Here is a 13,448-nt window from a genome sequence, read left to right as displayed (position 1 = left end):
TTGTGCGATTGCGCTGTGCCGCCCAGCTTGCCCGCGCGCTGTGCCTGACCTTCGGGGCGCGAAAAACCTACGCTTGTATCCCTGTTTCAAGGGGATTCATCATGGACATTTCCAGCACCAGGCTCGTTCTTTCAACCGATCAACCGCAGTTGCTGTGCGCGGCGGATATCCAAGGTCTTCGTTGCGAAAGCGGCGGCGTGGTTATCGAGTGGCAGGAGTCGGGCGTGCCGACCAGTCAGCGCCTGTTCGAGGGAGATGCGCCCTGGTTGCCCGGGCGACTGCCCGCAGGCACATGGGTCCGCATTGGCGCGCTGTCGCTGTCGGGCGCGCGGCGCGCAACCGTGGTGGTCACGGCGCCTCCCCGCGCCACATCGATATGGAGCATGGCGCGGGGCTGGATTCCCCGGCCATCACGCGTCGCGGGTGACCTGTCGCGCTGATCCTTCTGAACCGAGCGCCGCCTCGATGTCGCCCATCAGTTCCTCAGGCTTGGTGCGCGGCGCAAAGCGCTTGAGCACCCGGCCGTCGCGGCCAATGAGGAATTTGGTGAAGTTCCACTTGATGCGCTGCGTGCCCAGCACGCCGGGTGCTTCGCGTTTCAACCAGTCGTAGAGCGCAATCGCATCCGGCCCGTTCACGTCGATCTTCGCCATCATCATGAAATCGACGCCGTAGTTCTTCTCGCAGAATGCGCCGATCTCGATATTGCTCCCCGGTTCCTGCTTGCCGAACTGGTTGCACGGAAAGCCCAGCACCACCAGTCCGCGTGCCGCGTATTTGCGATGCAGTTCTTCGAGCCCGGCAAATTGCGGCGTGAAACCGCAGGCGCTGGCGGTGTTGACGATCAGCAGCACCTGCCCGCGATAGTCCGACAGGCGCAGCGGTCGGCCATCGATGCGCGCGGCCTGGAAGTCGTAGAGGCTGGTCATGGGGGGCTGCCGCGTCAGTGGCAATCGCGCCTGGCGATGTCCAGAAGCCGGTTGACCTCGTCGGGGTAGTTCTTGAGGTTGTTTCGGTGCCAGCGCCCGATCAGCCACATGGTGCCCGCGACGACGATGCCGAACACGGTGATCGCGCCGAAGGCCGACAGGCCGAACTTCGTGGACAGGCTGTAGAACGCGCCCAGCGCCAGAATGCAGGCCTGTTCGTTGAAGTTCTGCACCGCAATCGAGCGGCCCGAGCCCATGAGATTGGCGCCGCGGTGTTGCAGCAGGGCATTCATCGGCACGACCAGAAAGCCGCCGAGCCCGCCCAGAATGATGAGAAACGGAATCGCCAGCCACAGCGTGTCGATGACGTTCATGAGGATCACCAGCAGCCCCATGGCGATGCCCATCGGGATCACCTTGGTCGCACCCTCGAGCTTCATCTGCACCGACGCGATCACCGCGCCGGCCGCCGTGCCGATGGCCACGACGCCCACCAAGGCCGAGGCCTGCGTGGTGCTGTAGCCCAGTGCTGCGGCGCTCCAGGCGAGCACGATGTAGCGCAGGTTGCCCGAGACACCCCAGAACAGCGTGGTCGTGGCCAGCGAGATCTGGCCGAGCTTGTCCTGCCACAGGCGGTTGTTGCAATTCCAGAAGTCGGGCAGCAACTCCAGCGGATTGCCCGGCATGGGGCGCAGCTCCGCCTGGGTGCGCGGGATGCGCAGGTTGAACCACGCCGCGAGTGCGTAGATCGGCACGAGTGAAAGAATGGCCGCCTGCGCGGGCAGTTCGATGCCCAGATCGACGCCCGGCAGGTCAAAATCCAGCAGCATGCCCGAGAGATGCGGGCCGACCAGTTGGCCGCCGAGCAGCACGCCCAGAATGATCGAACCGATGGTCAGACCCTCGATCCAGCCGTTGGCCCGCACCAATTGCGATGCGGGCAGCAGTTCGGTGAGGATGCCGTATTTGGCTGGCGAATAAGCGGCCGCGCCGAGCCCGACGACCGCATACGCGAGCAACGGGTGATGACCGAACAGCATCATCAGACAGCCCACGACCTTGATCGCGTTGCTGATGAACATGACCTTGCCCTTGGGCATCGAGTCCGCAAACGCGCCCACGAACGGCGCAAGCACCACGTAGAACAGCGCGAACATGGGCACCAGGGCGGCGCGCTGCCATTCGGGAGCGCCGCTGGTGCGCAGCAACTCCACAGCGGCCACGAACAGGGCATTGTCGGCCAGCGAGCTGAAAAACTGCGCCGACATGATGGTGTAGAAACCGCGCTTCATCGTGTGTCTGGTTCGCCTTAGGCAGCGCCGATTTTTGCGGCTGAAAAGATAGTACCGCGCATGTGCGAAGTCTGGCGTGCTGCGCCTGGGCAGTGTCGAGTGAAACTCATCTTGCAAATTCGGTGAAAACAGGCCCCAGCTTGGACTATCAGTCAAACTGATGCGCAGAAAAAAATCCGAACACTCTGCTGTGCGACGGGCGGTTATATCACGCAGAGTCTGTCTGGCGATGACAGAATGACCACCTTTCGCTCCGTACAAACACCGCCATGCCTCGTCCGATCCAAGCGACCATCCACACCGCTGCAGTGCAACATAATTTGTCGCGAGCGCGTGAGGCGGCGGTCGATGCCAAGGTCTGGGCGGTAGTCAAGGCCAATGCCTATGGCCATGGCATTGAACGCGTATTTGACGCGCTGCGCGCCGCGGATGGCCTGGCGATGCTGGACTTCGCCGAGGCCGAGCGCGTGCGCCAGCTCGGTTGGCGCGGCCCGATCCTGTTGCTCGAAGGCGCGTTCGAGCCCCGCGATCTGGAGATCTGCTCTCGTCTCGGCCTCTGGCATGCCGTGCACTGCGACGAACAGATCGACTGGCTGGCCGCGCACAAGACCCAGACGCCGCACCATGTGTTCCTCAAGATGAACTCGGGCATGAACCGCCTTGGCTTCACCCCGAGCGATACCGCGCCGCCTGGGCGCGCCTGAACGCACTGCCCCAGGTCGACGAGGTCGGTTTCATCACGCATTTCAGCGATGCCGACGGCCCGCGCGGCATTCACCATCAACTCAAGGCATTTCTGGAAACCACCGGCGACCTGCCCGGCGAGCGCACTATCTGCAACAGCGCGGCGACCCTGTTGCGCGGCAGCGAGGCCGAGGTGCGCGGCGACTGGGTGCGCGCCGGCATCGTGCTCTACGGCAGCGCGCCGGACTATCCCGAGCGCACCATCGCCGACTGGGGATTGCAGCCGACGATGACGCTGACGGGCGGGCTGATCGCCATTCAGCACCTGCAAAAGGGCGACACGATCGGCTACGGCTCGACCTTCACCGCCGAAGGCCCGATGACGATCGGCGTGGTCAGTTGCGGCTACGCCGACGGCTATCCGCGCCATTGCGGAACCGGCACGCCGGTGCTGGTCGACGGCGTGCGCACGCGGCTCGTGGGCCGCGTGAGCATGGACATGCTCACGGTGGACATCACGGACGTGGCGGGCGCGCACATGGGCTCGGAGGTCACGCTCTGGGGCAAGGCGGCCAACGGCACCGTGCTGCCCATCGACGAGGTCGCGCGCGCGGGGGAACCATCGGCTACGAATTGATGTGCGCGGTCGCGCCGCGCGTGCCGTTCGTTGTCGTCGAGTGACGCGCATCGGATAGCATCCGTCCGCATATGGCCTCATTCGACCGAAGCAAGTCTCGCGTCTCCAACTGGCGCCGCATGCGCGCACCTCGTCGCGAGCACTTCGGGCAGCGCCTGCGCCGCCGCAATGCGCTCGTGCTGCACGGCTGGGTGATCGGCGTTTTCATGATGGCCTTCATGTGGTCAATCTCGCGTTTTCAATGGATGTTGGTCGGAGATGGTTCTCTCGCGCTGCGTTATTTGGTCACGCTCGGCTCGGGCTATCTGGTCTATCTGCTGGTGTTGTACGAGTGGTCGCGCTGGGTGCTGCTGCGCGAGAGCCGGGAAGAAGGACATGAAACCTCGGCCAGCACCCGCGACGAACGCTTTGCCGATGCGGTCGATATCGCCGATACGGTGACCTCCCATTTGGACGGCAGCATGTTCGGCGATCTCGCTTCGGGCGCGCTCGAGGCGGTTGGTGCTGCGGATGAGGGCGCAATCGTTGTCGTGCCGGTTGTCGCGATCTTCGTGGCGGTGGTGGTTGTGGCCTCGGGCGCTGGTGCGCTGATGTGGCTGTACTTCGGCTCCGACGTGCTGCTGGCCGTTGCTGTGGAGCTGGCATTTTCCATCGCCACCGCGCGTGCGCTCATGGGCGCAGAACGCGCGGGCTGGCTCAGCGCCGCCGTGCACCTGACCTGGAAGCCGCTGCTCGGCGCGCTGGTCTGCGCCGTGGTGCTGGGCGGGCTGATCGACCACTTCGTGCCCGAGGCGCGTTCGCTGTCCGAGGCATTGAGGCTGTGGCGCGGACATTGAACTCGCAACAATTCATCTCGGCGGGGCTGATGGACACCCTGGGGCGCATCCCGTTCAGCAGGACGCTTACCCTGACAGAAAATACGGATATTGTGGCTTTTTTGAACACACTTACCGGGGAGCGGGCGGGGCTATCGTTACCAATCCTTCGGCCTTCAAGTGATAAACCCAAGCGGCCGCAACCATTTGAGTGATAAATTACGCATGCCCGGTGCAATTGTCGGGCAGAGGTGATGCGCAGAGGACCGGGGTCGAAAGGCCCCGGTTTTCTTTTTTGTGCTTTGGAGTATGTTTTGTTCACGAAGCCTTGACGGCTTCGATGGACTATTGGGTCGGGGCGGCTGAGTCGAGGCGCTTAGTGCGATTTATGCCAACGCGCGTTTCACTGCTTCGCGTTCGGACATGCGCTTGAAGTGATCATTCACTTTGGGAAACTGTGCAATGTCCACGCCGTCGCTCTTGAGCCAGCCCGCGACGGTGAAGAGGTAAGGATCGCAGACGCTGTACTGATCACCGAGCACCCAGGGACCGTTCAGGTATTGCTTCTCGATGTAGGTGAAGTTGTCGGTCATGTTGGCCGGCACCTTGCGCTGCATGGCGGCCTGGGCTTCGGGCTCGTCGGCCCAGCGTACCGCGCGCGGGCGATGGGCGTGGTTGACGTGGACCGTGGACGCCAGATAGTTGTTGAACTCCTGCATGCGCGCAAATCCAAACGCATCGGTGGGCGCGAGCTTTGCATCTGCATACCGCTGAGCGATGTAGGCGAGCAGCGCAGGCGCTTCGGTCAGGACGCCTTCCTGGGTGACCAGCGCAGGCACGCGACCCTTGGGATTGATGGCCAGGTATTCCGGCGAGCGCTGCTGCTGACTGGCGAAGTCAAGCCGCTTTGCCTCGTAGCGGGCATTGGCCTCCTCGAGCGCGATGTGCACGGCTTGCGCGCAGGAGCCGGGGGCGTAGTACAGGGTGAGCGATTCTTGCGTCATTTCTTGTCTCCGGAAAATGGGTTGGGGTCTGTGATTGCCCATTGAATCACAAAGCCCTTTTTCGCGGCGCCTGTGGTGGCTGCGGCGCGGGACTTCGCCGCGCGTGGCGGAGGCGGTGGACTGCTGTATATTTCATCAGTAGTCCACGTCACTCTCTCCTTCATCTCTTCTCGTTTTCATTCCATGGCCAAAGACAAGGCAATCTTCACCTGCTCCGAATGCGGCGGCACCAGTCCGCGCTGGCTTGGCAAATGCCCGTCCTGCGGCGCATGGAACACCTTGGTGGAATCGGTCGCGGAAGGGGGCAACAGCGCCAGCCGGAACCGCATGAGCGCGTCCAGTTACGCCGGGCTGGCACAGGCCCAGGCGGTCACGCCGCTGGCCGCCATCGAGGCGCAGGACGTGGCTCGCTCGCCCAGTGGCATCGAGGAACTTGACCGCGTGCTCGGCGGCGGTATGGTCGAGGGCGGCGTGGTGCTGATCGGCGGTGATCCCGGAATCGGCAAGTCCACCTTGCTGCTTCAGGCCCTCGACGCGCTGCACCGCACCGGCATGCCCACGCTCTACGTGACCGGCGAGGAAAGCGGCGCGCAGGTCGCGCTGCGCTCGCGCCGCCTCGGACTCGACCACAGCCAGGTGAACGTGCTGGCCGAGATCCAGCTCGAAAAGATCCTCGCCACGATGGAGGCCACCCAGCCCGCCGTCGTGGTGATCGACTCGATCCAGACCGTTTATTCCGACCAGCTCACCAGTGCGCCGGGCTCGGTCGCCCAGGTGCGCGAGTGCGCGGCGCATCTCACGCGGGCCGCCAAGTCCACGGGCATTTCGGTGATTCTCGTAGGCCACGTCACCAAGGAGGGCGCGCTCGCCGGTCCGCGCGTGCTCGAACACATGGTCGATACCGTGCTGTATTTCGAAGGCGACACGCATTCGAGTTTCCGCCTCGTGCGCGCGATCAAGAACCGCTTTGGCGCGGTCAATGAAATCGGTGTGTTCGCGATGACCGAGCGTGGCCTCAAGGGCGTGACCAACCCGAGCGCGATCTTCCTGTCGCAGCACAGCGAGCCCGTGCCCGGAAGCTGCGTGCTCGTCACGCTCGAGGGCACGCGGCCCATGCTGGTCGAAATCCAGGCGCTCGTCGATTCGGCCGGCCCCGCGCCGCGCAGACTGTCCGTGGGCCTTGATCGCGACCGGCTCGCCATGCTGCTCGCCGTGCTGCATCGCCACGCGGGCGTGGCCTCTGCCGATCAGGACGTGTTCGTCAACGCGGTCGGCGGCGTGCGCATCAGCGAGCCCGCTGCCGATCTGGCCGTGATGCTGTCGATCACCTCCAGCCTGCGCGGCAAGGCCCTGCCCAAGGGTTTCATCGCGTTCGGTGAAGTCGGCCTGGCCGGCGAGGTGCGCCCCGCCCCGCGCGGGCAGGAGCGCCTGAAAGAGGCAGCCAAACTCGGCTTCTCGGTCGCGGTCGTGCCCAAGGCCAACGCACCCAAAAAGCCCATCGAAGGCCTCGAAATCCATGCGGTGGAGCGGGTGGAAGAGGCGATGAGTATCGTGCGCGGGCTGGGTTGAAGTCTCTTGGACGATTGCTCCGGGGGCTGATCTGCGCTTCTGAGCAAGGCGTCACGATCCTCCCCAAAAAAAACCTACGCAGCATCCACAGTGCCCCGCGCGCAAGTCGTAAGACAATGCGCCCCATGAATTTCCGCAAATATCTCATCCCGATCGGTATCGCCTGTCTGTTCATCGCGTCCTACAACGCCTGGGGCTGGCAGGGGCCGATCACGGTGCTGGGCGGCGTCGTGATGTGGGGCTTGCTGCATTACACACGCATGATGAACGTGATGCAGAAGGCCAACAAAAGCCCGATTGGCTATGTTGGCAGTGCGGTCATGCTCAACGCCAAGCTGCGCCCGGGCGTGAATCTGCTGCACGTGGTGGCGATGACGCGCTCGCTCGGGGAGCTGTTGACACCCGAGGGAACCGACCCCGAACGCTACCGCTGGACGGATGGAACGCGGTCGTTTGTGGACGTCGAATTCGTGAATGGCCGAGTGACGAAGTGGGAATTGACCCGTCCGCAACAACCCGAAGACCATGCCTCCGAGCGCCCGACGGATGCTATTTCCCCGACTCAATCGTAAAATCGCCTGTTTTGCGATGAACAGCAATTGAAAAAAGGACACTCATGAGCCCGGTAGCTCCCTCGATGGCCGACCGTGACGGCAAGATCTGGATGGACGGCCAGATGCTGGATTGGCGCGATGCCAAGATCCACGTGCTGACGCACTCGCTGCACTATGGGTGCGGCGCTTTCGAAGGCGTGCGAGCGTACAAGACGGAGCAGGGCACGGCGATCTTCCGGCTCGACGACCATACCGACCGGCTCTTCAACAGCGCCAAGATCCTGCGCATGAAGATTCCGTTCACCAAGCAAGAGGTGAACGAGGCGCAAAAGGCCGTGGTGCGCGAGAACCAGCTCGAGTCGTGCTATCTGCGTCCTCTGACCTGGATCGGCTCCGAGAAGCTGGGTGTATCGCCCAAGGGCAACACGATCCACATGATGGTGGCGGCCTGGGCATGGGGCGCGTATCTGGGCGAAGACGGCATGAAGCGCGGCATCCGCGTGAAGACCTCGAGCTTCACGCGTCACCATGTGAACATCACGATGACGCAGGCCAAGGCATCGAGCAACTACACGAACTCGATCCTTGCCAACATGGAAGCGATCGACGACGGTTATGACGAGGCGCTGCTGCTGGACAGCTCGGGTTTCGTCTCCGAGGGTTCCGGCGAGAACGTCTTCATCATCAAGAACGGCGTGGTCTACACCCCAGATCTGTCGGCTGGCGCGCTCAACGGCATCACGCGCAACACCGTGTTCGCGATCTGCCAGGACCTGGGCATCGAGGTGGTGCAAAAGCGCATCACGCGCGATGAGGTCTACATCGCCGATGAAGCCTTCTTCAGCGGCACGGCGGCGGAAATCACGCCGATCCGCGAACTCGACCGCGTGGAGATCGGCTCCGGCAGCCGAGGCCCGCTGACCGAGAAAATCCAGACAGCATTCTTTGACATCGTCAATGGACGCAATCCGAAATACGCCCACTGGCTCACAAAGGTCTGATCGCTATGTCCCAAGCTATCGTTGAACTCCTGGCCAAGGATCTGAACGCCCAGGGCGGTGTGTACTGCCCCAATCCCAAGGCCGACATGAAGCTCTGGAATTCGCACCCCAAGGTGTATCTCGACGTCGCCCATGGCGAAGGCAAGTGCCCTTATTGCGGCACGGTCTATCGCCTGAAGGCTGGCGAAGTGGTCAGCGCTGGTCACTGAAACCGCGTCTGCATTCATTGCCAGATGGTCTGGTTTGCTCAAGGTTGTGCGGCCTGTGATGGGTGTGCGCAGAAAAAAATCGCTATTGGTAGCGCGGCGTACTTGTTAGTCCGCATGGCGCTGGCGACCTTTCATGGGACAAACTGCAATTTGCAATCACTGCGGTTCAACACGAGTCCCTCATCTTGAAATTTGCTTACGGAAATCCGGCCGAAACGTCCTGGCCGGTTCAGTTGAATTCGGCCGCCGCGTTTGCGGTTCCCGGCCTCGCGCTGTGGCTTGCCTCGGGGTATTCCTACGGCGCCGCGCTGCTGCTGATTGGCGCGCTGCTCACGCTCAAGCGCTGGCCGGTTGCGCCGCAGCGACCACTCACTTACTGGTTCGCGGTCTGCCTGTTCTCGATGGCGCTGATCTGGATTGCGATGGCCGATCCGTCCGAGCGCCTAGGCCAGTGGGACCGGCCATCCAAATTCATTCTGGCGATTCCCTGCCTGCTCTACGCCACGGTGTATCCGCCGCGCCCCCGCGCGTTCATCTGGGGCTTGATCGCGGGCTGCATCGGCGCAGGTGCCATCGCCATCTGGCAGGTGCACGTGCTGGGCGAATGGCGCGCGACCGGGCGAACCAATGCCATCCAGTACGGCAATCTCGCCTTGTTGCTCTCGGTGCTGCTGACCGTGTTTCTGGCGGCGATCCACAAGCAGTTGAACTGGAGCGAAAAGGTTCTGGCAACGGTTGCCATCGTCGCGGGGCTCGATGCCTCGGTGCTGTCGGCCTCGCGCGGCGGTTGGCTGGCGGTGCTGGTCGCCATGCCCTTCGGGCTGGTGCTGCTCTACCGTTATCGCGTGCGCCTGTTCTGGCGTGTGGTGGTGGGGCTGATGGTTGCAGCAGGGTTGATGTCGGTGATCAACCGCGAAATGCTGACGGTGCGCTGGGACGAGATGGCGTCGGAAATCAGGGTCTACGACACCCAGCGCAATGCCAACACCTCCGTGGGGCAGCGCCTCGAACATTGGCGTTTCGCGCTCGAAGCTGGCAAGGAAAAGCCATTGCTCGGCTGGGGCGTGGCGGGCTATACGCAGGAAAAGGCGAGGCGCGTCGCACTGGGCCAGTACCAGCCCGCCATCGTCATATACAAGTTCGTGCACAACGAGATACTCGACGTGTTCGTGAAAACCGGACTGGTGGGCGTCGCGCTCCTGATGTGGTTCTACATCCTGCCACTGCGCATGTTCTGGCCCACGCGCGAACGCATGCGGCTGCTCGATGCGGGCATCAACCCGCCGCTCAGGCGCATGGTGCTGGCTGTGCGCATGTGCGGTGTCTGCGTGCCGGTGCTGTATTTCGGCTTCGGTCTCACGCAGGTATTCTTTGCCCACAACAGCGGCATCATGTTCTATCTGTTCAGCATCATCCTGCTTTGGTCGATGCTGATCGGTCTGGAGCGCACCGTGTGCGATGCGGCCGCCGCCAAGAGTTGACGACACGCACCTCGCGGCGATGAGCGGCGCAAATTGCGCGATGCTTCCCGTACACTCGTTGCCATGTCCACGCCCAGCCACGCCAGCACCCCGACCGAGTCCACCGATCGCGCGCTGCGGCGTCCACGCGTGCTGCATTTCGTCACCGGCGGATTCTCCGGGGCCACGCAGGTGGCCGTGGATCTGGTTCGCGGACATCTCGCGGGACAATCATTCGAGCCGCTGCTGGTGCTCCGGCGCAAGCCGCACACCGAACAGGCACGCGTTGATGCGCTCCTGAGCGAAGGCATTCCCGTGGAGATGGTCGCGGGCTGGGCGCATATCGCCACCGTTCGCCAACTCGTGAAAATCTGCGAGCGCTTCAGGCCCGACATTCTGGTCGCGCATGGCTTCAGCGAGCATCTCTGGGGCCGTTATGCGGGGCTGCTTGCGAAGGTGCCGCATCTCGTGCACGTCGAACACAACTCGCGCGAGCGCTACACCTGGTCGCGGACACGGCAGATGCTGTGGCTTTCGCGGCGAACCGACGCCATCGTGGGGTGCTCGGAAGGCGTCAAGCAGGTACTGCTCGACAAGGGCACGCCGGTCGCGAAGACGCTCGCCATCTCGAACGGCATCCGCACCGCGCCCTTCGCCGCGGCGGTGCAGCACTCCTGGCGCGAGCGCATTCCCGGGATCATCATGGCGGCGCGGTTTGCGCGGCAGAAGGATCACACCACGCTGCTTCGCGCGATTGCGCTGCTGCGCAGCCGGGGCCACCGGCCCAGCGTGAAGCTCGCGGGCGCAGGCAAGGCCAGTGCGAGAAATGCCGCGCACAAGCTCAGCGCGGAACTCGGGCTTACCGATCAGGTCGAGTTTCTCGGCCATCACAAGGACGTGCCCGGTCTGCTGATGACGCACCAGATCTGCGTGCTGTCCACGCATTACGAAGGCATGCCGCTCTCGCTCATCGAAGGCATGGCCGCCGGTTGCGTGGCCATCGGGACGCGAGCGCCTGGCGTGCAGGAAGTCATTGACCATGACCGCAACGGACTGCTCGTCGCGCACGAAGACGCCGCCTCGCTCGCCGACGCGCTGGAGCGCGTGCTGACCCGTCCCGAAGACGGCGAACGGCTCGCCGCACAGGGCCGCGCCGATGCCGACACGCTCTACACGCTTGAACGCATGATCGCGCGCTACGAGACGCTGTTCGGGCAAATCATTGCGGGTGATGAGCCTCTGGATCTTTCGCGGATATGACGACACGGCAGCATTCCGATTCATCCCCGGCCTCGCCCTGGCTCAGCGTGCTGGTGCCGGTCTACAACGTCGAGCCCTTTCTGGAGGAATGCCTGCTGTCCGTGGTTGCTCAGATCGAGGATGTGGCGGGCGTCGAGGTACTGGTGCTCAACGACTGCGCCACCGACGGCTCAGGCGAACTCTTGCAGACGCTCGCGCAGCGTTGGCCGGGGCGGCTGACCTTGATGCAGCACGAGCGCAACCAGGGCCTGAGCGCGGCGCGCAATTCAATGATTGAAGCTGCGCGCGGTGAATACCTGTGGTTTCTCGATTCTGACGACAAGCTGCTGCCGGGCAGCATAAGCGCGTTGGAGAGCATCGCGGCGGCGCATGCGCCCGATGTGGTGCTCTGCGACTTTCAGGTCTGGCGCGAGACGTCGAAATGGAAACATCGCCTGCGCGGTGAGCGCCACCGAAGCAGCTTCGCAGGCCCTGCGCGGCGCGTGTTGAGCGACCGCTGCGAGGTATTGGCCGCTGCGCTCATGCCCGGTGAGCTGCATGCCTGGTCCAAAATATCGAAACGCGCGCTGTGGGGCAGTGATCTGCGCTTTCCGGTCGGCCGTTATTTTGAAGACATGGCAACCATGCCGCTCATGATGCTGCGCGCTTCGACCTTTTATTACGCCGATCAACCCTGGGTTGCATATCGCCAGCGCAGCACCAGCATTCTGGCAACGCCCAACCTCGGCAAGGCGCTCGATCAGGCGCATGCGCTCGTGGATTTCCGCGCGGCCTTGCAGACCAGTGTGGCCTGCGCGGGCAACGAGAAGGTCCGACTGGCGCTGGCGCACCAGAGCGCGCGCAACTTCATTGGCGCGATGCGCTACATGAATTCGGTGGCCGACGGTGACCCGCAAAAGACGCAGGCCTTGCAAAGCATCCGGCAGCATTTTCTGGCTTCCTCCCCGCTGTCGCCCGAGGCCCTGTGCAAGGCTTATGCCGTGCGCGGATGGTGGTTGCGAAAATCCAAACTTCAACGGTGGTTGAAAGCCAGCGAGGTAGCGTGAATTCGTCTGTCGTCAATACGCCCCTCATTTCGGCGAGCGACCGTCGTGAACTGATGTTCGCGCGGCTCGTCTACGGTTTTGAACAACTGCGCAACAAGCCCGTGCGCAGCTTTGTCGAGCGGCCGTTTCAGTGCGTTGAGATTCCCACCGCGCACGACGCGGCCCCGCCGGTGGGTAACCAGAACCGCATTCCCCGGATCATCTGGGCATTCTGGAGCGGCACGGCGCAGCCGGAGCTGATTCAGCGCTGCTTCGACAATTGGCGCCGCATGTGTCCGGAGTTCGACATTCGCATCCTCGATGAGCGCAGCGTGCTGCGCTATCTGGACGCCATTCCTGCAGAACTGCAGCAGAGCACCGCGCCCAAGCGTGCCGACTGGGTGCGCGCCGAACTGCTCAAGCGCCATGGCGGGATCTGGCTCGACGCCAGCACGATTCTCACCACCTCGCTGGAGTGGGTGATCGCAACGCAGGCGCGCACGCAAAGCGACTACGTGGGCTTTTATCTCGAGCAATTCACGAGCGATGCGGCCTATCCCGTGGTCGAAAACTGGTTCATGGCCGCGCCGCCGGCAAGTCCGTTCATCGTCGATCTGCAAGCGGAATTCACCACGCGCGTGGTCCCGGGAAGCAACGAGGCCTACATCGAGCAATTGCGCGCCGAAGGCATTTTCGACCAGGTGCGGCAGCGCATTTTCTCGCCCGACTATCTGAGCATGCATCTGGCGATCCAGTACGTGATGCGCAAGCGCGGCGGCTACCGTCTGGCGCTGGCGCGCGCCGAGGACGGGCCGTTCTATTACCACGTGGCTTCGCGCTGGAGTCGTGGCATGCTCAAGGTGCAGCTCATGATGCGCCCGGTCGCGAAGGCCATGCCGCCCTTGATCAAGCTGCGCAAGCCTGATCGCAAGCGGCTCGATCTCTACGTGCAGCGGCGGCTGGTGCGCAGCGACAGCATCCTCGGTCGCTATCTTGGCTGTTGAGCGAA

General features: G+C 63.3%; 13 protein-coding genes and 1 pseudogene. 11 read left to right on the top strand and 3 right to left on the bottom strand.

What is annotated here, in order from left to right; all coding sequences use genetic code 11:
• The first annotated feature begins 101 nt into the window (after positions 1 to 101).
• The gene (locus H9K75_RS12175; RefSeq protein WP_187722880.1) at positions 102 to 440 is read left to right on the top strand and encodes a hypothetical protein; all 339 of its coding nucleotides are present in this window, start codon (positions 102 to 104) and stop codon (positions 438 to 440) included.
• Here H9K75_RS12175 and H9K75_RS12170 read toward each other — a convergent pair.
• The gene (locus H9K75_RS12170) at positions 411 to 929 is read right to left on the bottom strand and encodes a glutathione peroxidase (protein ID WP_187722879.1); all 519 of its coding nucleotides are present in this window, start codon (positions 927 to 929) and stop codon (positions 411 to 413) included. The two genes, H9K75_RS12175 and H9K75_RS12170, sit on opposite strands and share 30 nt — an antisense overlap.
• 14 nt (positions 930 to 943) lie before the next feature.
• Positions 944 to 2,221 (bottom strand): lysophospholipid transporter LplT, encoded by a 1,278-nt coding sequence (lplT, locus tag H9K75_RS12165; RefSeq protein ID WP_187722878.1) that lies wholly within the window; start codon positions 2,219 to 2,221, stop codon positions 944 to 946.
• 269 nt (positions 2,222 to 2,490) lie between these two features.
• Between lplT and alr the strand changes: the two are divergent.
• Together alr and H9K75_RS12155 are read left to right on the top strand one after the other, a co-directional pair.
• Positions 2,491 to 3,586 (top strand): annotated as a pseudogene (gene alr / locus H9K75_RS12160) (alanine racemase).
• A gap of 75 nt (positions 3,587 to 3,661) precedes the next feature.
• Positions 3,662 to 4,378, top strand: a complete 717-nt coding sequence (locus H9K75_RS12155) for a hypothetical protein (protein ID WP_226858117.1) — start codon at positions 3,662 to 3,664, stop codon at positions 4,376 to 4,378.
• Between the two features lie 365 nt (positions 4,379 to 4,743).
• Here H9K75_RS12155 and H9K75_RS12150 read toward each other — a convergent pair whose 3' ends face one another.
• Entirely contained in the window at positions 4,744 to 5,361 is a 618-nt protein-coding gene (locus H9K75_RS12150) for a glutathione S-transferase family protein (protein ID WP_187722876.1), read from the bottom strand.
• Positions 5,362 to 5,544: 183 nt separating this feature from the next.
• Here H9K75_RS12150 and radA point away from each other — a divergent pair, with 183 nt between their 5' ends.
• From radA to H9K75_RS12110, 8 genes are all read left to right on the top strand, one after another.
• Entirely contained in the window at positions 5,545 to 6,930 is a 1,386-nt protein-coding gene (gene radA / locus H9K75_RS12145) for a DNA repair protein RadA (protein WP_187722875.1), read from the top strand.
• Positions 6,931 to 7,055: 125 nt separating this feature from the next.
• Positions 7,056 to 7,502: a glycerate kinase gene (locus H9K75_RS12140; protein WP_187722874.1), complete on the top strand. Its 447-nt coding sequence runs from the start codon at positions 7,056 to 7,058 to the stop codon at positions 7,500 to 7,502.
• Positions 7,503 to 7,546: 44 nt separating this feature from the next.
• Positions 7,547 to 8,485 (top strand): branched-chain amino acid transaminase, encoded by a 939-nt coding sequence (locus H9K75_RS12135; protein WP_187722873.1) that lies wholly within the window; start codon positions 7,547 to 7,549, stop codon positions 8,483 to 8,485.
• A gap of 5 nt (positions 8,486 to 8,490) precedes the next feature.
• Complete coding sequence (locus H9K75_RS12130; protein ID WP_187722872.1) at positions 8,491 to 8,694, top strand: zinc-finger domain-containing protein; 204 nt, start codon at positions 8,491 to 8,493, stop codon at positions 8,692 to 8,694.
• Between the two features lie 185 nt (positions 8,695 to 8,879).
• On the top strand, positions 8,880 to 10,175 hold the full coding sequence (locus H9K75_RS12125; RefSeq protein WP_226858116.1) for an O-antigen ligase family protein: 1,296 nt from the start codon (positions 8,880 to 8,882) through the stop codon (positions 10,173 to 10,175).
• A 63-nt stretch (positions 10,176 to 10,238) separates the two neighbouring features.
• A complete protein-coding gene (locus tag H9K75_RS12120) occupies positions 10,239 to 11,414 on the top strand; it encodes a glycosyltransferase family 4 protein (protein ID WP_187722871.1) in 1,176 nt (391 codons plus the stop codon).
• Positions 11,411 to 12,460, top strand: a complete 1,050-nt coding sequence (locus H9K75_RS12115) for a glycosyltransferase family 2 protein (RefSeq protein WP_187722870.1) — start codon at positions 11,411 to 11,413, stop codon at positions 12,458 to 12,460. Before H9K75_RS12120 ends, H9K75_RS12115 begins: the two co-directional genes overlap by 4 nt.
• On the top strand, positions 12,457 to 13,443 hold the full coding sequence (locus H9K75_RS12110) for a glycosyltransferase family 32 protein (protein WP_226858115.1): 987 nt from the start codon (positions 12,457 to 12,459) through the stop codon (positions 13,441 to 13,443). The genes H9K75_RS12115 and H9K75_RS12110 overlap by 4 nt, the downstream gene beginning before the upstream one ends.
• The last annotated feature ends 5 nt before the right edge of the window (positions 13,444 to 13,448 follow it).

The sequence above is a fragment of the Diaphorobacter aerolatus genome (assembly GCF_014489535.1).
GTDB classification, from domain to species: Bacteria; Pseudomonadota; Gammaproteobacteria; order Burkholderiales; family Burkholderiaceae_C; genus Diaphorobacter_A; species Diaphorobacter_A aerolatus.
This window is presented reverse-complemented; position numbering and strand designations above follow the sequence as displayed.

What these genes read in the sequence shown, in the direction of transcription:
- H9K75_RS12175 (WP_187722880.1), top strand. Translation starts at nt 102, where the DNA reads ATGGACATTTCCAGCACCAGGCTCGTTCTTTCAACCGATCAACCGCAG.
- H9K75_RS12170 (WP_187722879.1), bottom strand. Translation starts at nt 929, where the DNA reads ATGACCAGCCTCTACGACTTCCAGGCCGCGCGCATCGATGGCCGACCG.
- lplT (WP_187722878.1), bottom strand. Translation starts at nt 2,221, where the DNA reads ATGAAGCGCGGTTTCTACACCATCATGTCGGCGCAGTTTTTCAGCTCG.
- H9K75_RS12155 (WP_226858117.1), top strand. Translation starts at nt 3,662, where the DNA reads ATGCGCGCACCTCGTCGCGAGCACTTCGGGCAGCGCCTGCGCCGCCGC.
- H9K75_RS12150 (WP_187722876.1), bottom strand. Translation starts at nt 5,361, where the DNA reads ATGACGCAAGAATCGCTCACCCTGTACTACGCCCCCGGCTCCTGCGCG.
- radA (WP_187722875.1), top strand. Translation starts at nt 5,545, where the DNA reads ATGGCCAAAGACAAGGCAATCTTCACCTGCTCCGAATGCGGCGGCACC.
- H9K75_RS12140 (WP_187722874.1), top strand. Translation starts at nt 7,056, where the DNA reads ATGAATTTCCGCAAATATCTCATCCCGATCGGTATCGCCTGTCTGTTC.
- H9K75_RS12135 (WP_187722873.1), top strand. Translation starts at nt 7,547, where the DNA reads ATGAGCCCGGTAGCTCCCTCGATGGCCGACCGTGACGGCAAGATCTGG.
- H9K75_RS12130 (WP_187722872.1), top strand. Translation starts at nt 8,491, where the DNA reads ATGTCCCAAGCTATCGTTGAACTCCTGGCCAAGGATCTGAACGCCCAG.
- H9K75_RS12120 (WP_187722871.1), top strand. Translation starts at nt 10,239, where the DNA reads ATGTCCACGCCCAGCCACGCCAGCACCCCGACCGAGTCCACCGATCGC.
- H9K75_RS12115 (WP_187722870.1), top strand. Translation starts at nt 11,411, where the DNA reads ATGACGACACGGCAGCATTCCGATTCATCCCCGGCCTCGCCCTGGCTC.